Source organism: Cognatilysobacter tabacisoli, assembly GCF_003586305.1.
Lineage (GTDB): Bacteria > Pseudomonadota > Gammaproteobacteria > Xanthomonadales > Xanthomonadaceae > Cognatilysobacter_A > Cognatilysobacter_A tabacisoli.
This window is the reverse complement of record NZ_QXJI01000001.1, coordinates 460,550-479,646: the sequence shown is the minus strand read 5'-3', so window position 1 is coordinate 479,646 and position 19,097 is coordinate 460,550. Positions and strand designations below refer to the sequence as shown.

19 protein-coding genes are annotated in these 19,097 nt (G+C 72.7%); 5 read left to right on the top strand and 14 right to left on the bottom strand.

What is annotated here, in order from left to right; translation table 11 throughout:
• Positions 1-25: 25 nt before the first annotated feature.
• The gene (locus D3A60_RS06855) at positions 26-583 is read right to left on the bottom strand and encodes a hypothetical protein (protein WP_119717972.1); all 558 of its coding nucleotides are present in this window, start codon (positions 581-583) and stop codon (positions 26-28) included.
• A gap of 229 nt (positions 584-812) precedes the next feature.
• Positions 813-1,364 (bottom strand): CHRD domain-containing protein, encoded by a 552-nt coding sequence (locus D3A60_RS06850; protein WP_119717971.1) that lies wholly within the window; start codon positions 1,362-1,364, stop codon positions 813-815.
• A gap of 221 nt (positions 1,365-1,585) precedes the next feature.
• Here D3A60_RS06850 and D3A60_RS06845 point away from each other — a divergent pair, with 221 nt between their 5' ends.
• Positions 1,586-2,428: a class I SAM-dependent methyltransferase gene (locus tag D3A60_RS06845; protein WP_119717970.1), complete on the top strand. Its 843-nt coding sequence runs from the start codon at positions 1,586-1,588 to the stop codon at positions 2,426-2,428.
• A 311-nt stretch (positions 2,429-2,739) separates the two neighbouring features.
• Here D3A60_RS06845 and lnt read toward each other — a convergent pair whose 3' ends face one another.
• From lnt to D3A60_RS06815, 5 genes are all read right to left on the bottom strand, one after another.
• The gene (gene lnt, locus D3A60_RS06835; protein ID WP_196778678.1) at positions 2,740-5,193 is read right to left on the bottom strand and encodes an apolipoprotein N-acyltransferase; all 2,454 of its coding nucleotides are present in this window, start codon (positions 5,191-5,193) and stop codon (positions 2,740-2,742) included.
• 37 nt (positions 5,194-5,230) lie between these two features.
• Complete coding sequence (locus D3A60_RS06830) at positions 5,231-5,896, bottom strand: hypothetical protein (RefSeq protein WP_196778677.1); 666 nt, start codon at positions 5,894-5,896, stop codon at positions 5,231-5,233.
• Between the two features lie 23 nt (positions 5,897-5,919).
• On the bottom strand, positions 5,920-7,008 hold the full coding sequence (locus D3A60_RS06825) for an SGNH/GDSL hydrolase family protein (RefSeq protein ID WP_119717968.1): 1,089 nt from the start codon (positions 7,006-7,008) through the stop codon (positions 5,920-5,922).
• Positions 7,009-7,227: 219 nt separating this feature from the next.
• Positions 7,228-8,544 (bottom strand): aminotransferase class V-fold PLP-dependent enzyme, encoded by a 1,317-nt coding sequence (locus D3A60_RS06820; RefSeq protein ID WP_196778676.1) that lies wholly within the window; start codon positions 8,542-8,544, stop codon positions 7,228-7,230.
• A gap of 84 nt (positions 8,545-8,628) precedes the next feature.
• Positions 8,629-9,252, bottom strand: a complete 624-nt coding sequence (locus D3A60_RS06815; protein ID WP_119717967.1) for a trimeric intracellular cation channel family protein — start codon at positions 9,250-9,252, stop codon at positions 8,629-8,631.
• Positions 9,253-9,679: 427 nt separating this feature from the next.
• Here D3A60_RS06815 and D3A60_RS14635 point away from each other — a divergent pair, with 427 nt between their 5' ends.
• A complete protein-coding gene (locus D3A60_RS14635; RefSeq protein WP_119717966.1) occupies positions 9,680-10,000 on the top strand; it encodes a hypothetical protein in 321 nt (106 codons plus the stop codon).
• A 30-nt stretch (positions 10,001-10,030) separates the two neighbouring features.
• Here D3A60_RS14635 and D3A60_RS06805 read toward each other — a convergent pair whose 3' ends face one another.
• Positions 10,031-10,783 (bottom strand): DUF72 domain-containing protein, encoded by a 753-nt coding sequence (locus tag D3A60_RS06805; protein WP_119717965.1) that lies wholly within the window; start codon positions 10,781-10,783, stop codon positions 10,031-10,033.
• Positions 10,783-11,778: a YihY/virulence factor BrkB family protein gene (locus D3A60_RS06800; protein WP_119717964.1), complete on the bottom strand. Its 996-nt coding sequence runs from the start codon at positions 11,776-11,778 to the stop codon at positions 10,783-10,785. The genes D3A60_RS06805 and D3A60_RS06800 overlap by 1 nt, the downstream gene beginning before the upstream one ends.
• 211 nt (positions 11,779-11,989) lie before the next feature.
• Here D3A60_RS06800 and D3A60_RS06795 point away from each other — a divergent pair, with 211 nt between their 5' ends.
• Complete coding sequence (locus D3A60_RS06795) at positions 11,990-13,852, top strand: DUF885 domain-containing protein (RefSeq protein WP_119717963.1); 1,863 nt, start codon at positions 11,990-11,992, stop codon at positions 13,850-13,852.
• 28 nt (positions 13,853-13,880) lie between these two features.
• On the top strand, positions 13,881-14,756 hold the full coding sequence (locus tag D3A60_RS06790) for a sensor domain-containing diguanylate cyclase (RefSeq protein WP_119717962.1): 876 nt from the start codon (positions 13,881-13,883) through the stop codon (positions 14,754-14,756).
• A gap of 45 nt (positions 14,757-14,801) precedes the next feature.
• On the opposite strand, the gene D3A60_RS06785 is transcribed toward D3A60_RS06790, so the two are convergent.
• The 3 genes from D3A60_RS06785 to D3A60_RS06775 form a co-directional block, all read right to left on the bottom strand.
• On the bottom strand, positions 14,802-15,185 hold the full coding sequence (locus tag D3A60_RS06785) for a VOC family protein (RefSeq protein WP_119717961.1): 384 nt from the start codon (positions 15,183-15,185) through the stop codon (positions 14,802-14,804).
• A 121-nt stretch (positions 15,186-15,306) separates the two neighbouring features.
• Positions 15,307-15,840: a riboflavin biosynthesis protein RibA gene (locus D3A60_RS06780; protein WP_119717960.1), complete on the bottom strand. Its 534-nt coding sequence runs from the start codon at positions 15,838-15,840 to the stop codon at positions 15,307-15,309.
• Between the two features lie 69 nt (positions 15,841-15,909).
• Complete coding sequence (locus D3A60_RS06775; protein WP_119717959.1) at positions 15,910-16,842, bottom strand: VOC family protein; 933 nt, start codon at positions 16,840-16,842, stop codon at positions 15,910-15,912.
• A gap of 334 nt (positions 16,843-17,176) precedes the next feature.
• Here D3A60_RS06775 and D3A60_RS06770 point away from each other — a divergent pair, with 334 nt between their 5' ends.
• Positions 17,177-17,359, top strand: coding sequence for a hypothetical protein (locus D3A60_RS06770; RefSeq protein ID WP_119717958.1), 183 nt, complete (start codon positions 17,177-17,179; stop codon positions 17,357-17,359).
• A 102-nt stretch (positions 17,360-17,461) separates the two neighbouring features.
• Here D3A60_RS06770 and D3A60_RS06765 read toward each other — a convergent pair whose 3' ends face one another.
• Complete coding sequence (locus D3A60_RS06765) at positions 17,462-18,019, bottom strand: DUF3228 family protein (RefSeq protein ID WP_119717957.1); 558 nt, start codon at positions 18,017-18,019, stop codon at positions 17,462-17,464.
• A 132-nt stretch (positions 18,020-18,151) separates the two neighbouring features.
• Entirely contained in the window at positions 18,152-19,078 is a 927-nt protein-coding gene (locus tag D3A60_RS06760) for a LysR family transcriptional regulator (protein ID WP_119717956.1), read from the bottom strand.
• Positions 19,079-19,097: the final 19 nt, after the last annotated feature.

Here is a 19,097-nt window from a genome sequence, read left to right as displayed (position 1 = left end):
CGGGCGGCGCCGGTGCCCGCTCCGATCAGTGCAGCGAATGGGCCGACGCGCGCGGGCGCCGTCCGATCCGCGCGCCGAGTACGCGCAGCGTCCACCGCGCGCAGTGGTGGATCACGAACGCGAGCAGCGCGACGACGCAGGCGAACGCCACCGGCAGGATCCCGCCGAAGGTGTACGCCATCGCCAGGACGAAGCCGAGCACGTACTCGGCGCGGTAGATCGGCAGCAGCAGCGCGATCACCGGCAGCGCCTGGGCGAGCACGCCGGGCGCCTCCGCCGGGCCGCGGGTGAAGGTGTACGCGATCGCCGCGCCGTAGGCCGCGGCGCCGATGAACGCCGCAAGCATCGCCCGGCCCGACCGGTGCCGCGCATCGCGGCCCGCGCCAAGGCGCCGCTGCATGCGGCCGAGCAGGAACCACGCCAGCGCCGGCAGCAGCACCCCGCCCCAGGCGTTCGACAGGCCCGGCAGGTCGTCCCGCGCCATGATCCGGTGCGTCACCACGCCGCCGTGGGTGTACTCCCATGCGAGCAGCGCCCAGACGAACGCAGCGACGGCCGCGGTTCCCATCCAGCGCAGGCGCATTCGGTGCGTCCCGTTCGACTTCGATCCGCGCACGCGCTTTCTCCCGTCCTGGCGGACCTGCCGCCTGCACGGCGACGACCGCCGTGGCTCACCCGACATGCTAGTCGGGCGGACGCGGGGCGAACCTGCCAAGCGGCACCCTGCCGATCGGCGCGGCGCGGCCGGGGACGTTGTGCAGACGGTCGATGCCGCGCCGGGGCCGTGGCCCCGGCGCGGCCGATCACGTCGGTCAGGGCTCGAGTGCGTCGCGCAGCTGACCGCGCACGACGCCCGACGGGTACTCGGCGTTGTGCACGTTGACGTAGTACTCGCCCGGCTCGGTGAGGATCTCGAGCGCGGTCGCGCGCAGCGCGCCGGTGGCCGGGTCGCGCGCGAAGGCCGGCGCGCCGTTCGGCAGGATCCGGCTCTCGTCGATGCAGTCGGCCGAGGCGCCGTCCTGCGGCCACGCCAGCGTGACGACCACCGGTCCGTTCTGGCCCGGCGCGCCGCGGTGGATGTGCGCCATGCGACCGTTGCCGGGGGCCTGGTCGAGCTCGCCGATGCCCTGGACCTGCAGCACGTAGCAGAACGTCGTCGCGCTGCCGTCGATCCCGAACACGTACGCCTCGCCGCGGCCGTTCGGATCGCCGGCGATCCGGCTGTCGGGGCCGGGCCCCACTTCCTGCCGCCCGCTGAGGTCGGCTTCGAGCACCACGTTGAGGTGACCGGCCATTGCGGCGGGAGACGCGAGCAGTGCGGCGAGGACGACGGGCAGACCTACCTTCTGGACAGGGGATGTCATCTCGGAACTCCATGTTGAAGAGTGGGCGAAGCCACGGCAGTCGGCCGGATGGGCGAGGGATGGCGGTCGGGGCAGGCTTCAGCAGTGGCTACGCCGGCGTCCATCGCGCGGATGCAGCCGCTGCCTGCTTGCGCGCGCCCGCCAGCCGGCGCATCGGCGCGCCGGTGACCGACAATGGCGGTCATTCGCGCCCTCCACCCGGCGCCCACCAGGAATCCTCCGTGTCGCACTACGCCGGCCCCCTGCTCACCCGCGATGCCGCCGAGGCGCTGCTGGCCGCGCGCTCGCGGGGCGATGCCGCGTGGACGGGGTCGCTCGACCTCGGCCGCAGTTCGGGCGCCGCGGAGCTCGGGCCGGAGGACTGGGGGTGGCGCGGAGTGCGGTACCCGTACCCCGGCAAGCTCAAGGACCGCACGATCTACCACTGGGACGGCGACGAATTCGCCGCGGTGTCGCGCTACAGCGGCGCGCTGATCAAGCTGATCCCGACCGCCTGGGGTGCGCCGACGTTCGAGATCGACGGCATCAAGATGCTGCCGACGTCGAAGGAGTCGCCGGTCGACGACGCGCGGCGCAAGGTTGCGCTGGTCGAGCCCCGCGGCAAGGCCGTGCTCGACACCTGCGGTGGGCTCGGCTACTTCGCCGCGTGCTGCCTCGACGCCGGCGTCGCGCACATCCAGTCGTTCGAGAAGAACGCCGACGTGCTGTGGCTGCGCACGCTGAATCCGTGGTCACCCGATCCCGACGCACCGGACTACGGCGGGCGCCTGCGGCTCGAGCACGCGGACGTGTCGCACGCCATCGTGGCGATTCCCGATGCCTCGTTCGATGCCGTGCTCCACGATCCGCCGCGCTTCGGCATCGCCGGCGAGCTGTATTCGCAGGCCTTCTACGAGCAGCTCGCCCGGGTGCTGCGGCGCGGCGGGCGGCTGTTCCACTACACCGGCAGCCCGAACAAGCTGACCAGCGGCCGCGATGTCCCGCGCGAAGTGCTCAAGCGCCTGGAGAAGGCCGGCTTCCGCGCGCACCTCGCGCTGGACGGGGTGCTCGCCACCCGGCGCTGACGGCCGGCGCGTGCCGCGCGCCATCGGGCGCATACTTGCCTGGCCCGACTGCAACCGCAGCGGCCCACACCACACGCAGCGAGGAGCGGCACATGAGCAAGGGCATGGACCAGAAGAAAGAGCAGAAGAAGAAACCGGCCAAGACGATGAAGGAAAAGAAGGCCGAGAAGAAAGAGAAGAAGTCGACCAAGGGCTTCGCCCCGGTCTGACGCGCGCCGCCCGGGATCACCGCCCGGGCTGCAGCCCCGTCCCGCGGGCACGCGACGCCGCCGGCGCACCGGCGTCACCAACGCGCAAGCACGATCACCACGTCACCCCGCCGCGACCAGCCGAAGCACCAGCCACGCCGGCACGCCGACGTAGTACGCCGCCCGGCCCAGCCATTCCAGTCCGTCTCGCAGCGCCAGCGCGCGCGAAGGGGACCGCCACGCGGCCAGTCCCGCGGCCGCTTCGATCCCGATGCGCAGCGCCGCGGCAAACAGCATCAGGCCGATCGACCACGACGCCCACCAGATCAGCAGGCCGGTCAGGTACGCGCCCAATCCGTAGCTGTAGTACTCGCCGAACGGCCCGCCGAACGCGATCACCTGGTGCAGGCGGAATGCGACCAGCGCCGGCAGCAGCGGGAAGGCGATGAACTTGACCAGCGGATGGTCGAGCCACGGTCGCCGGGTGGCGGCGCGCAGCTGCGCGACGCGGGCCAGGCCTGCGGCGAACGGTCCCTGCAGCTCGGCGCGCGCGCCGCCGGCGCGAAGCAGCCGCTGCAGCGCCAGCGGATCGTCGATGGCGACGCCGCGGCTCCACGGGCGTCCGGACGCCAGCTGCAGGTCGACGCCGCTGCCGGGCAGCGGCACGCGCCACGGTTGCAACGCGGCAATCGAGGCGAGCGGAACCTCGATGCGCTGCCGGCGCTGGTCGAGGACGAGCGCGCCTCCTTCCGCGCGGGCCTGACCCGCGAATGCGCGCCGGATCACCCACGCGAGCGCGAGCGGCGCCACGACGGCGAGGCCGAACCCCCTAAGCTGCGACAGCGACTGCACCTGCCAGCCGACGCGCAGCAGCATCTCCGCGGCAAGCCACGCCAGGCCGGCGCCGGCCACGACGCGCAGCGCGCCGGCCGCGGCGCGCCACGCGCGCGGCAGGACGGTAACCGGCAGCATCGCCTCGGTGCGTGCGTCGACCGTCACCGCGCGGCGACCGAGCGCGCGCCACCCGGCGACGATCGCCAGCGCGAGCAGGAACCCCGCGCCGGCCCGCCCGACCCAGTCGCCCCAGCGCACCATCAGCGTCGGCGCCGGATCGCGCGCGCTGACGAACGCGGTCAGCACCGCCTGGTCGCCCATCCCGGTGCTGGCCAGCACCTGGCCGGTGTCGTCGATGATCGCGCTCAGGCCGTTGGTGGTGACGCGCACCTGCGGCAGCCGCGTCTCGATGCTGCGGAACGCGGCCACTGACAGGTGCAGTCGCGCGCCGAGCGGATAGCCCGTGAACCACGAGTCGTTCGACATCCCGACGATCGCCTGCGCACCGAGGCGCGCGCCGTCGATGGCCAGGCCGGTGCGCACGTCGTCGAGGCAGATCAGCGGGACCACGTTGACCTCGCGCCCGTCGGCGCTGCGCAGCGGCAGCACGCGCGCGCCGTCGCCGGCGCGCCACGTGCCGGCCCACGGCAGCGCGCGGCGCAGCCACGGGCCGTCGAGCCACGCCGGCACGAACTCGGTCAGCGGAAACGGGTGGGTCTTGCGGTAGATGCCGAGCCGGCCGCGTCCGGGCTCGAGGAACGTGGCCGCGTTGTACTCGCCGTCGGCGTCGCGGTCGTACGTGCCGAACACCAGCGGCACGCCGGCCGCGTCGACGAAGCCCTGGATTTCGGCGTCGAGCGCGGCGCCGTCTTCGCTGCGCGGACTGCCGAACGTGGTCGGATAGACCGTCTCCGACCACAGCAGCACGTCGGCACCGTGGTCGCGGATGGCCGACCACGACAGCGCGTAGTGCGTGTCCAGCACGTGCCGCACGACGGCGTACGCGCCCTGCTCGCGCCGGCGCCGCTCGTAGTCGGTGATGCTCGCCTGCACCATCGCCACGCGCAGCGTCGCCGCATCGTCGGACGGCGGCGCCTGCAGCCCCGACAGCCGCATGAAGCCGTACGCCGCCGCGCCGGCAACCACCGCCACGGCCAGCGCCATCGGCTGCGCGGCCGCGCGCCAGCCGCGCTCGCGCCGGCCGAGCGCCGCGGCCACCGCCTCGTTGACCAGCAGCAGGAGAAAGGTCAGACCGGCCGCGCCGCCGAGATCGGCCGCCTGGCGCAGCACAGACGACGGGTACAGCCCGTGCCCGAGCGTGTCGCCGAGCAGCTTCGGCACCGCCCACTCGCACGCCACCCACGCCGAGGCCGCGGCCAGCGCGCGCAGCACCGGGCCGTGGCGAACACCGACCGCATGGCGCACCAGCGCGAACGCGACGAACGGCAGCTGCAGCAGCGGCGCCAGCACCAGAAGCGCGACGGTGGCCGGAATCACGCCCACGCCGGTGTACGCGCCGATCGCCGCGCCGAACCAGTGGAACACCGCCGCGGCGAACGCGACGCTCATCAGCACGCCGCTCCACAGCGCCGCGCGCCAGCTGACGCCGCGATCGAGCCCCAGCAGCCATGGCACCAGCGCGACGAAACCCAACGGCCACGCCATGCCACCGCGGGCGTACAGGCCGAACAGCAACGCACTGACGAGGATGCCGACGAGGCTCAGCCCGCGGCGGAGGGACAACCGCTCCGTGGTCAAATCGACACGCTCCGTGGCCGCGTCAGCGCGGGGGGATCTGGATACGCCGCAGCGGCAGTCCCGGCGGCGCGAGCGACGGCGGCACGACGCGGTCGGACGGCATCGCGACCGGTCGGCCGCGGTCGTCGTACAGGGTGAAGTCGGGCGAGAACATCAGGATCGGTTCGATCGGAACGCCCTCGTCGGTGACCTGGTGGTGGCGCACGTAGCCCTCGGGCAGATCGAAGTCGTCGGGCACGGCGAGGCCGACCAGCGGCGGACTCGTGCCCGGCGGATTGAACGCGCCGATGCCGGTGCGCACGCCGGCCTCGTGCAGCGCCTCGATCACTTCGGCGCCGGTCGGCTCCGGGTCGCCGGGGCCAATGTACGAGGCCAGGTCGTTCGGGTCGTCGCCGGGCATCGGCGCCTGCTTGTGGTGCGACACCGGCGGCCGCGACGGATCCGCCGATGCGGACGGGCCGATGGGGCCCGACACGTTCGCGCCGTCCCGGGGGGCCGCCGACGCGACGGCATCGCCGCCGCGCATCGCCGGCACGCGCAGCCACCACGCGACGACGCCGACGACCGCGATCGCCGCCAGCGCCCATGGCCACGCGCGGGCGCGCGCCCCTCCCGACTTGCGCACGACGCGCACGCCCTCGCCGTCCGGACCGGACGGCGGGGCATCGGATTCGCGCGGCGTGGCCACTGCTCAGTCCGCCCGTCCGGCGCTCACGGGCTCGCGGGGTTGTAGACCGACAGCGCCCAGCCCATGCGGTCGTGGCCGTAGCGATTCCAGACCGGGCTCTTGCCGTCGGTGAAGCTGGTGTAGCGCGGCGCGCCGGTGCCGCTGCTGCCGCCCCAGATCCCGGCCGTGACCGTGCCGCCGGTGTAGGTCGGGTGCACGTCGTCGGACTGGATGTAGTCGAACGTGCTCGACGAAGTCACGAACTTCGCGTTCGCATCCCGCAGCGTCGAGCGCAGCGTCACGGTGGTGCGGTTGAGGTAGCTGGCCTCGCTTTCGCCGGCGACGTAGCGCAGCGCGTCGGAGTCGACCAGTCCGTCGCCGTTGCTGTCGTAGTCCGCGCCCATGTACTGGGCGAAGCTGTCGGTGCACTGGAAGCCCTTCTGGCGCGCGTACTCGCACATCCAGTAGTTCATCTTCGCCAGCGCCGGCAGGAAGCGGTCGCGCAGGTTGACCGTCTGTCCGGTGGTCGCGTCGCGGCACGAGCTCTGCACGTTGTCGGCGTTGTAGCCCGGGTAGTACAGATTCGAGATCACCTTGAGCCGGGTGTTCGGATGCGCGTTGGCGTTGATGAAGTCCATCGCCGCGGCCACGTAGGTCTTGCACGAGTTAACCGCCGCGTCGAGCCCGCCGTAGCTGCAGGTGCCGGTCTGCGACTTGAAGCTCGAGCGCGCCTGCAGGCCGTCGTTGCCGCACATCTCGAACGTCACCACGCGCGTCGATGTCGCCTGCATGTACGAGCGCTCGGCGACGATCTTGTTCTCGTAGACGTCGCGCGCGACCGCGCCCGACTTGGCCCGGCGCACGCTCTCGATGTCGGCGTTCCAGCGCGCGGAGAGGTATTCGGCGTCGACCGTCGGCGCCGAGTAGCGCGCGGCGTTGCTGATCGAGCCGTTGTAGCCGGCATAGATCGAGTCGCCGTAGGCCACGACGCGGTACTTGGCGGTCGTGCCGGCGCGGTCGATCGTCCACGACACGTTCTGGTTGATGGTGCTGGCCACGGACGGTGCCGCGAGCGCCAGCATCGCCACTGCCGACAGCCACCGGCCGGCCATGCTTCGGAACAGAGTCTTCATCCTGATGCCCCTTCGAAATGGTGTGCGCCATGGGCACCGGCCGGTGCCCGACGGAAAGCGACGAAACCAATCTCGCGATGGGGACGCCCGTAACGCCCGGGGCGACCCTTCCCTGTCATCGCCCGCCGGACGCTAGCGTACGGTCCCGCACGGCGCAATCTGCGGTGCAGCAGCGGCGTGCGCGTGCGGATCACCCGATCGGGTCGGGCCGCGACGCCGCTAGCCCGATACTTCGCGCACGGCGCGCACGGCGCGTTCGACCTGCTCCGGCGTGTTGACCAGGCTTGGCGCCAAGCGCGCGTAGGTCACCGCGTACGGGCTGGTGCTGGCAATGATGTTGCGTGCCAGCAGCTGCTTGACGACCTGCGCCGGGCTCAGCCCTTCGACTTCGAACGCAACCAGGCCCGCGGACAGTTCGCCCGGCATCGGCGTGTGCAGCTTGACCTTGCGGTTCTCGGCCAGCCCGGCCTTGCACTGGTCGTTGAGGGCGCGGATGCGCGCGGCCACGCGCGCCCTGCCCATCTGCCGGTGCATGCGGAACGCGGCCGCGGTGGCCCACTGGTGGTCGTACGCGACGAAGCCGCCGGGGCTCACGCGGTTGGCGTTGGTCGGCGACGCCGGCGCAGTGCCCTTCTCCCAAGCGTCGTACTGGTCGAAGTCGCTGAAGCTCGGCACCGTCGGGCTCAGCCGTGCCCAGTTTTCGGCGTTCGCCCATACAAGCCCGGTGCCGCGCGGCGCGAACATCCACTTGTGAGTGCCGGCGCAGAAGTAGTCGCAGCCCAGCTCGGCCACCGTTTCGTCGGTGCTGCCCAGCCCATGCACGCCGTCGACGACCAGCAGCAGCGGCGGGCCGCGGCGCGCGCGCAGCGCGGCGGCCAGCTCGCGGATCGGCAGGCGGATGCCGCTGGCCGAGTGCACCCAGGTGAGGCCGACCACGCGCGTCTTCGGCCCGATGCCGGCTAGCAGCGCGTCGACGAGCGAATCGGTGCTGGCGGTCGCCGCGTCGGTGAACAGCGGGATCTTGCGCATGCTCGCGCCGGCGCGCTCGGTGGCCAGACGGATCGATTCGTGGTGCGAATAGTGGTCGTGCGTCGTGCACAGCACCTCGTCGCCCGGCGTCAGCGGCAGGCCGTGGTAGACCAGCGCCAGGCCGGTGGTGGTGTTCGGCGTCAGGCACACGTCCGCCGCGCGTCCACCCAGGTAGTCGGCGATTTCGGTCTGAACCTGCAGCGGGACGTTGTGGGCCTCGTCCTCGAACAGCCCGCGCTCGATCACCAGGAACGGATTGGCGTCGATCGCGCGCCGGTAGCCCTCGATCGCGTCGCGCACCGGCGCCGGATGGCTGGCGATGAAGAAGCTGGCGAAGTGCATGTAGGCCGGATCGAGCGTGAACTGGGCGCGGACCGCCTCCCAGTCGGACAGGTCCGGCAGCGCCGGCGTCTGCGCGGCGACGGCGGCCAGCAGCGGCGACGGCATCAGCGCCATCGCGGCCAGCGCGGGCGGTGCAGCGAGGAACCCGCGACGGGTCATGGCCATGGCGACGCTCCGGAGCTCGGGCCGGGGGCAGCCCGTCTGCAGGGCCAACGCGCCTGCGTCCCCCGGCCGGTCAACCTGTGCGCGCTACGTCGGGGCGCCGCCACCCGCCACCGGCAACCGCCAGCCGCGGCGGATTGCCAGCCAGCGCAGCGCGAAGCACAGCGCGGCGCCCGCGACCGCAACCGGCGCCGCCGGCAGCGCGAGGGCGTCGCCCACGACGACCACGACCGCGCCGGCCAAGGCCGCGATGGCGTACAGCTCGCGCCGCAGCACGCTCGGCACCTGCGCCACCAGCACGTCGCGCGCGATTCCGCCGCCGACGCCGGACAACACGCCAAGCATCACCGCCGCGACCGGGCCGAGGCCGGCGGCGAGCGCCTTGTCAGCGCCGAGCACCGCGAACAGGCCCAGGCCGACCGCGTCCGACAGCTGCACCGGGTTGCGCATGCGCTCGACCTGCGCGTGCCGGTAGAACGTCAGGAACCCTGCCATCACCGACACGCCGAAGTAGCGCCAGTCGACCAGCGCGACCGGCGGCGTCGCGCCGAGCAGCACGTCGCGCACGATGCCGCCGGCCGTGGCCGCCGCGAACGACAGCACCAGCACGCCGAACAGGTCGAGCCGGTGCCGCACCGCGACGAGCGCGCCGCTGATCGCGAACGCAAACGTGCCGATGAAGTCGAGCAGGATGACGAAGGCGGCGGTCATGGGGCGGCGTCGATGCGGGCTGCGATCGAGCCTATGCGACCGCGCCGCGCGTGGCCACGGGTGAGGACCGGGCACGCGCAAGCCGCGCATCGGGGCGGCGGGCAAGACGACGCCGCCGTCGCCGGGCGTCGCCTAGCGTGGACCCGCCCCGGCCATGTGGACCGCGGACCGAACGCCCACCCCGACAGGAGTCGCACGAATGTTCCGCACGACGACTGCACTTGCGATGGCCACCGCACTGCTGGCCGCCGCGTGCACCCCGGAGCCGTCGACGCGGGCGCCCGCGGCTTCGAGCCCGCCCGAAGCACGTGCCGCCGCGGCGGCGCCGGGGGCCTCCGCGCCCGCGCCGGCAACTGAACCGGTGGCCGCCACCGGGCCTTCGCAAGCCAGGCCCGGCCCCGCCGGCCCGCTGCCGCTGGCGCCCGGGGTGTACGTCCTCGCGGGAGCCGACTGCCGCGCGCCATCCAACGCCGGCCTGCGCTTCTACGACGGCCGTGGCATCAGCGGCACCGCGACACACGACTGCGTGGCAACGGTGCTTTCGACCGACGCCGACACCTTCCGCATCGAACAGTCGTGCATCGACGCGCCGCGCGGCGACGGCCCGCGCACGGTCGAGGCGCAGACGATCACCGTGCACGATGCCCATGCGTTCACGTTGGCCACCGACGGAGGCAGCGCGGGATTCCGGCGCTGCGCCGACGACGAGGTGCCGGGCTACCTGCGCGAGCGCGCCGGAATCGACTAGCGCCCTGGGCGCGCGCCCCGTCGGATCGACTCAGCGCGCGTCGATGAGCGCCTGCAGGCGCGCCGCGTCGGCCATCGCGTGGCCGTGGGCGGTGTTGTCGAAAATGCACCACGACGGCGCCCGCCCGATCGCGTGCACGCGCAGCGACCGGGCGAGGTCGCGCAGCACCTCGTCGTCATAGCGGCTGTAGTAGATCCGCGGCGAGCCGTGCCAGCGCCAGTAGCGCCAGCGTGCCGGCGCGCCGGCGCCGCCGGGCCGTGCAGCCTCCGGCAGCCGCGCGGGGTCGGCGGCCACGCGGGCGATGGCGTGCCGCGCCCACAGCGCATCGACGGCCGGTGCGAACCAGCTGGCATGGCGCGGCTCGCACGCCACCGGCGCCGCGCTGCGCCGGCGCAGCATCGCGAAGAACGTCTCGGCGACGCGCGCGTCGTACGCCAGGCTCGGCGGCAGCTGCACCAGAACGCCGCCGAGCTTGGCGCCGAGCCCGGCGACCTGGTCGAAGAACGCCGTCAGCGCGTCGCCGGTGCCGCGCAGTCGCGCGTCGTGGGTGATCGCGCGCTGCAGCTTCACCGAGAACCGGAACCGCGCCGGCACGATCGCCGCCCACCGCTCGAACGTCTCGCGGCGGTGCGGGCGGTGGAAGGTCGAGTTGATCTCAACGACGTCGAAGCGCGTCGCGTAGCGCGCCAGGTGGCTGTCGCCGTCGCCGAACAGGTGCGCGTGCGGCGACGGGATCGACCACCCCGCACAGCCGACGCGCACCGTGGGGCGACGCGTCGTCATCATTTCGCCGGCGCCTTGGCGCGCTCGTCGACGACGGCCGTCGCCATCGCGCCGACGAACACGATCAGCGCCGCGTAGTAGACCCACACCAGCGCCAGCACCAGGCTGCCCATTGAGCCGTACGCCGAGCCGGGATCGGCGCGCGCCAGGTACCAGCCGATCGCCGCACGGCCGAGCAGGAACAGCCCCGCCGTCGCCGCGCCGCCGGCCAGCGCGCGCCGCCAGCCGACCGAGCGGTCCGGCAGGTAGTGGTACATCAGCCCGAAGCCGAGCGCGTACACGAGCCCGGCCGCCAGCTGCGCCACCAGCGGCAGCATCCATTCGAAGCGCGCGAACGCGAGCTGCAGCACGGTGTTGATCGTCATCGACACCAGCAGCAGGAAGCCCAGCGCGAACACCAGCCCGAACGAAAACACCCGCTTGCGCAGCCACGCGACGATGCCGGGCAGCCGGGTCGCGTCGGTGCGGAAGATCTTGTTGAGCACGTCCTGCAGCTGCGCGAACACCGCGGTCGCGCCGACGAACAGCAGCGCCAGGCTCCACCAGCCGGCGATCGAGCCGGTGTCGGGCCGGTCGCGCGCGTTGTCGACGATCGCCCGCGCGAGCCGCTCGGCGTCGCCGCCGGCCAGCAGCGCGATCTGCTGCATCAGCGCGTCCTGGGTCACCGGCAGCACCTGCGAGGTCAGCCACAGCAGGATCAGCAGCAGCGGCGCCAGCGACAGCACCGCGTAGAACGCGAGCGCCGCGGCCTGCGCGAGCAGGTCGGCATCGACGAAGCGCCGGAACAGCGCCACCGGCAGGCTGCCCTGCGCGCGGCGGATGAACGCCTCGATCGCCGGCTTGCGCGCGGACCGGCCGCTGGCTGCACGCGACGCGCGCGGTTTGGTCGGGTCGAGCTTCGCCAGCGGCTTCTTCAGCGCGGTCGCTGGGGCCGCCGCGGGGGCCTTTGTGCGGGACGCGCCGGTGCCGGCTTTGCGTGACGGACGCTTGGGCATCACGGGCTCGCGTCGTTGCGGGGCGTCCACCGTGCCCGGTGCGGCGTCGCGGTGCCGTCGTCGGGCGCCGGCGCGGACGGACCGGCCCCGCTTGCGCGTGCCTCACGTAGGCCTGCCCCGCCCCACGCGCCCGCCCCGCGCCGCCCCCACCGCGCTGCGCCGCGCGCCGGCTGACTAGAATCGAGGCCCCGACGCCGAACGCGAGACGCCCGTGGCCCAGTCCGACCGCCCTGCCTCCCTGCCATCGCGGATCGCGCCGGCGATCCCCGCGGTGCTGCTGACCGCGCTGCTGGCCGCATGCGCCGGCACCGGGCCCACGGCCTCGACGCCGCCCTCCGAGCCGGCCGCGGCCACGCGCGAGGCCGCCACGGTCGCAGCCTTCTTCGACGAGTTCACCGACGAGTGGATGCGCCGCAACCCGTCTTCGGCCGGGGCGAGCCGGTACTTCAAGGGCGACGTGCAGGACGCGCTCGACCGCCAGATCACGCCCCGAACCGACGCCTACGAGCGCGAGACGGTCGCCCTCGCCCGCCGCGGACTGGCCCGGCTCGCCACGTTCGACCGCGCCGCGATGAGCGACACCGAGCGCGTGTCGGCCGAGCTGATGCAGTGGCAGCTGCAGATGCTGGTCGACGGCGAGCGCTACGACGACACCCAGTTCCCGCTGAACCAGTTCGGCGGGGCCAACGTGAACCTGCCGAACCTGATGACGGTGATCCACCCGGTCGGCAGCGCGCGCGACGCGGAAAACTACGTCGCCCGCCTCGCGCTGTTCGACGAGCGGATGGCCGAGGCCGTGTCCGAATCGCGCGCGCAGGCCGCCAAGGGCATCCTGCCGCCGCGCTTCATCCTGCAGGCCACGATCGCGCAGATGCGCCAGTTCATCGCGCCGGCGCCGGGCGCCAATCCGCTGGTGACCACGCTGGCCGAGAAGCTCGGCGCGGTGAAGGACGTCGACGCCGCGCGTCGGCAGGCGCTGGTCGCCGAGGCCACCGCCATCGTCGGCGACGGCGTGTACCCGGCGTGGCGCGAGGCGATCGCGGCGCTCGAGCAGCAGCTGCCCAAGTCGACCGACGACGCCGGCCTGTGGCGCCTGCCCAACGGCGCCGAGGTGTACGCGCATCGCCTGCGCCAGTTCACTTCGACCTCGCTCGACGCCGAACAGATCCACGCGCTGGGGCTGCGCGAGGTCGCGCGGATCGAGGCGGAGATGGACACGATCCTGCGTTCGATCGGCCGCACCGACGGCACCGTGCAGCAGCGGGTCGAAAAGCTCGAAGCCGACCTGGCGTACCCGGAAACCGACGCGGGCCGCGCGGCGATCATGGCCGACATCGACACGATGATCCGCGACGCCGAGAAGCGCGCCGACGCGCTGTTCGACATCCGCCCGAAAACCCCGGTCATCGCCCGGCCCTACCCCGAGTACCGCTGGGCCTCGGCCGCCGCCAGCTACACCGCGCCGCCGCTCGACGGGTCGCGTCCGGGCGTGTACCAGATGCCGCTGCGCAAGGACCGGCTGACCCGCTTCGGCCTGCGTACGCTGGTCTACCACGAGACGGTGCCCGGCCATCACTTCCAGGGCGCGCTTGCGGTGGAGAACAAGGCGCTGCCGGCGTTCCGCCAGATCCGCGCGTTCGGCGGCATCTCGGCCTTCAGCGAAGGCTGGGCGCTGTACGCCGAGCGCATCGCCAAGGAGAACGACTGGTACGCCGGCGATCCGGAAGGCTTGCTCGGGCAGCTCGACGCGGAGCTGTTCCGCGCCCGCCGGCTGGTCGTCGACACCGGCCTGCACGCCAAGCGCTGGACCCGCCAGCAGGCGATCGACTACGGCATCCCGCCGTCGGAGGTCGACCGCTACGTCGTCAACCCGGGCCAGGCCACGTCGTACAAGATCGGCCAGCTCGAGATCATCCGGCTGCGCGACAAGGCCCGCGCGGCGCTCGGCGACCGGTTCAACCCGCGCGAGTTCCACAACCTGCTGCTGCTCACCGGCACCGTGCCACTGACGCTGCTCGAGAAGGAAGTCGACGCGTGGATCGGGCGGCAGCCGCGCGCGACGGCGCGCCGCTGACGACGCGCGCGCCAACGCCGGGACCCCCATGACGTCGACGCTGCCGCCGCTGGCCGAGGTGCTGGACCTGCTGCCGGATGCCGTCTGCATCGTCGACGTGGACGGCCGACTGCTGTTCGCCAGCGCCAGCTTCGAACGGATCCTCGGCTACCCGCCCGCCGACGTGGTCGGCCGCCTGATCTTCGACCTGGTCCATGTCGAGGACCGCGACGAAACGCTGCGGCAGGCCCGCGCGGTAACCGATGGCGTCCCCCAGCGCCACTTCCGCAACCGCTACGTGCACCGCGACGGTCACGCCGTCGACATCCAGTGGTCGGCGCACTGGCTGCCCCAGTACGGCGTGCGGATCGGCGTGGCGCGCGAAGTGACCGAACTGCGCCGGGCGGAGCGCGAGCTCGAGTACCGCGCCAGCCACGACGCGCTGACCGGCCTCCCCAACCGCCACCGCCTCCAGCGCGAACTCGGACAGGCCATCGCCCACGCCGAACAGACCGGCGGCGGGCTGGCGGTCCTGTACCTGGACCTCGACGGCTTCAAGCAGGTCAACGACCGAGCCGGCCACGACGTCGGCGACCGGGTGCTGCGGGACGTGGCCCAGCGCCTGCAGCAATCGCTGCGGCAGGGCGACCTGGTGGCGCGCGTCGGAGGCGACGAGTTCGTCGTCCTGCTGCCGGGGTGCCGCGACGCCGCGGCCTCGCAACTGATCGCCGACGGGCTGCGCGCGGCGCTGCACCCGCCCGTCCTGCTGCCGGACGGAGCGATCCACCTCGACGTCAGCATCGGCGTCGCGTCCTACCCGGACGACGGCACCGACCCCGACGCGCTGCTCACGCATGCCGATCGCGCGATGTACGCCTCCAAGCGCCGCGGCCGCCAGCTCGACACGCGCTCGCAGGCCCGCTGACCCGCATCCGTCGGCGCGCCGGCGCACTCCCCGCGCGATCGACCGTCAGGGTGCTGTCGGCAACCACTGGCACAGGTGCAGCAGCACGCCCGACGGATCGTGCACGAAGGTGACCAGCGCGCCGTAGGACTGCGGCGTCGGCGGCTGCACGCGGGCGCCGGGGAACGCGTCGCCGGACAGCGCGGACGCGACGTGCCGGTGCCATGCGAGCGCGTCGTCCACGGTGACGTGCAGCATCGCGTTCTCGGCGACTTCCTTGAGGTAGTAGTCCTGGATGTAGAAGTGCTGCTGCGGCCCGAGCGTGACCAGCGCCATGCCGTCGGCGACGTCGCGCGTCTCCCACCCGAGCGCGGCGTAGAACCGCTTGCTCAGACCGTAGTCACGGGCGGGAATGAAGGGGCGCAGGTCGGTGGCGGCGAGGGGGGTCATCGGCTGGGCTCCGGCGCGCCTGCGGGGCGGCCACGGCGCCGACGTTAGCAAGCCGCGCGACGCCGCTGCCGGACAAAACCGCCGCGCCGTCCGCCGGGCGTCGGACCCACCCGCGGCGCGGCTAGAGGGTCGAGGTCACGACGCCGCCCTGCGCGCGCAGAAACGCGGCGGCCTGGTCGGCCTGCTCTGCCGAGAATGCGTGCACGACGACGGTCGTGTCGCCGGCGCCCATGGCGTCGCGCGTCGCCTCGACGTAGCGGTCGTGGTCCGGCCGCAGCGACACCAGTCCGCCGAGCATCAGCCCGGCGACCGCGCCGAAGAACAGCAGCACCAGCGCCGCGGCCAGCGGCGAGTTGACGATGAACAGGATGTCGCTGGCATACAGCGCCGCGAACGCGAGCAGACCGACGACGGCGCCCGCGATACCGAGGCGGACGTGCGCGACCACGATCGTGCGCCAGATGCCGTGCGACTCCGGCTCCAGCTTGCGCCCGGGATGCTTGTCGTCCGGGGTGATGACGTGCACCTGCGCGGCGCCGAGCGACAGCGTGGCCGCGACGGCCTGTGCGGCATCGCGCGCGGCGGCCTCGAACGGGAATACGGCGGCGACTTTGCTGTTGGACAACTCGCCGGTGATCGGGGAGGTTTCCGACATGGACCTTCTCCACGACTGCGATGACGGCAGGTTTGCAGAACGCCGGTCTCCGACGCGTGAGCGTGCCGGCTACGCGTCGCGCCTCGCGGCCGACTCGATCGCGGAGACGTCGAGCTTGTGCATGCCGAGCAAAGCCTGGGTGACCCGGTCGACGAGTGCCCGGTCGCCCGACGTCATCAACCGCTCCAGCGCAAGCGCGGTGACCTGCCACGACAGGCCGTAGCGGTCCTTGCACCAGCCGCACTGCTCGGCCTCCGGCACGCTCGACAGCCGTGCCCAGTGGCGGTCGATCTCCGCCTGGTCGCGGCAGGTCACGACGAACGAGACCGCCTCGTTGAAGCCGAACGGGTGCATCGCGCCGCTGTCCATCGCGGCGAACCAGGTCTGGTCGAGCCGGAAGTCCGAGTACATCACGCGGCCCGCCATCTCCGCCCCGGCCGCGTCCGGCGGCGTGCCGTCCGGATAGCGGACCAGCTGGCCCGCACGCGAGCCGTCGAACACCGATCGGTAGAACTCCCCGGCCTCCTCGGCCCGGCCGTGCACGTCGCCGGTGAACATCAGCGCCGGGAGGATCGCCGGCCGCGGCTCGCCGGCCGGATCGGCCAGCCGCAGCTGCCATGACAGGCCGTAGCGGTCCTGCACCCACCCGTACCGTGGGCTGAAGGGGTACGCGTCCAGCGGCATCAGCGCCTGCCCGCCGTCGGACAGCCGCGCCCACGCCGCATCCAGCTGCTCGCGCGCGAGCGGATCGCGCGACGGGTCGAACGTGACGATGAACGAGACCGACGGATTGAACGTGAACATCGGCCCGGCACTGATCGCCATGAACGGCTGGCCGTGCAGCACGAACGACACCACGTCGCACTCGCCCGACGGCGTGTCGTGCAGGCGCACGACCGACTCGATGCGCGAGCCGGGGAAGACCGTGCAGTAGAACTCGGCCGCTTCGCGTGCGTGCGTGTCGAACCACAGGTGCGGGGTGATCGGCTTGACGAGGGACATGACGACGCTCCTGGTGTGGGCCACGGGCCGTGGAAGGACGGTCGGTCCTTACCCGACGAAACCGACGTGGCGGAATCGACACGCGCGCCGCGCCGTGCAGCGTCGCGGCTGCGCTCCGCATGTACGTCGAGCGTAGTGCGCGTCGATCGTAGGGCGCGCATCGCCCGGCGGGCGCTCCGTGGCGGCGCCAGCCGGCGGATGCGCAACGCGGGCACATCGCGTTTGCCAAGCGTTCGACTTCCTGAACTGACGCGCGCGCCAGTCATGGATCGCTAACACGCGCTCGGCGAAGGTCGACCTACCGCCGGATGACGGCACTTCTCAGGAGTCACCGATGATGCATCGCACCGACGCCCGCCATGACGACGCCTACCCACGCAGCTCGCACGGCCCCGACCACGCCGCGGCCCCCACCACGCCCCGTTTCGAGCGCGCCGCGTCGCCATCGGCCAGCAAGGCCGAGGACATCATCGCCCTGCTCAACAGCCGCATCCGCACGGGCGACGCGCGCCGCTGACGGTCGACGCCGGGTTTTCCCCCGCGCAAGCCCACACGAAAAGGCCCCGCCATGCGGGGCCTTTTCACGTATCGGCGGCGCGCGCAGCACGCACAGCCGCGCTCAGCCGCGCCAGTTCGCGTGCGTGCGCCAGAACTCGACGCTTCGACGGTAGGCGTCGCGATCCAGCGACACGCCGGAACCACCTTCCGCAACGCCGAGCGCATTGCGCATCATCGTGACCGGCGCCATCGGGGTCTCGACCGGCTCCGCGGTGTACATGCAGCCGACCACGCCCCATTCGGCGGTGATGGCACTGCCCTCTTTCGCCAGCTGCTCGCGGCTGTAGAGGATGGCGATCAGGTAGTCGGCCACCGGCGGCTCGATCCCCTCGAACCAGCGCACGAGCACCGGCAGTTCGTCGCGCGTGCGGGCTTCGTAGTCGGAGCGCAGCAGGGCCCTGTTGGCGTCGGTGATCGGCAGCGCCAGGCACCGCGTGGAGGTCCAGTTGCGATGCACGTGCAGCTTGCAGAACGGCGCGTAGCCGTCGAGCACGTGCAGCGGCGCCACCTCGTTGAGGTGGCGCTCGAACTGCGCCGGCGTGCAGTCCTGGATCGTGTTGCGCCGCGGCTCACGCGGGAACAGGCGGGCGCGGGCGAATTCGGTGAGGACGATGGACATGCAGCGGGCCGGCGGTGGGTCGCCCATTATCGAGCCAAGCGCGTCGAGCACGCGGGGAAACCGCCGCGGGCACGTCCCCGCGGCGGCGCCGGCAGACCGCCGCGCGCGCCATCGCGCAGCGCCGGCACGGCGCTAGCGCAACAGCGCCGCATGGGCCGGATCGTCGAACCACGCGACGACGAAGTCGCGGAATGCGCGCGCGCGCAACGGGAGGTGCTCGCGACCGGGGTACACCAGCGCGACGGGCGCGGTGGGCAACTGCCAGTCCGGCAGCAGCGCCACCAGGCGGCCGCTGGCGAGCTCATCGATCACCAGGTAGCTCGGCAGCCGGGCGATGCCGACGCCGCGCAGCGCCGCGCGGCGCATGCCGATGAAGTGGTTGATCGCCAGCCCGCCGTGCACCGGCACGGTGACGCTGTCCTCGCCGCGCTGGAGCGTCCACTGGCCCTCGTCGCGGAACGCGCGGTTGCGCAGGGCCTCGAGCGATGAAAGCTGTACCGGATCGTCGAGGCCGCCGGGCGCGTGGCGGGCCAGGTAATCCGGGCTGGCGACGATGCGTTCGCGGACCACGCCGAGCGGGCGCGCAATCAACGACGGGTCGTGCGTGCGCGCCATCCGCAGGGCGAAATCGAAGCCTTCGCCGACCAGGTCGCGCTGTTCGATCGAGAGATCGATGTCGAACCGCACCTGCGGGTGGCGCGCGCGGAAGTCGGCCAGCAGGTCGACCAGGAAGGCGTCACCGAACGAGGTCGGCGCGGTCAGGCGCAGCAGCCCGTCGACTTCGGTGCGCACTGCCGACACCGCACGCTCGCCGTCGCCGAGCAGGTCCCGCGCCTGGCGCACGTGGTCGAGGTACAGCCGGCCGGCGTCGGTCAGCGCGATGCGGCGCGTGGTGCGGTGGAGCAGCCGCACGCCGAGCGCGGCCTCCAGCGCCTGCACCTGCTTGCTGACCAGCGCCTTGGACACGCCGAGCCGGCCGGCGGCGCGGGTGAAGCTGCCGCACTCGACCACCGTGAGCAGGGCGAGGGCCTGGTCGAATCGTCCGCTGTTTGTTTCCATGCGTGAACAGACTATCAAC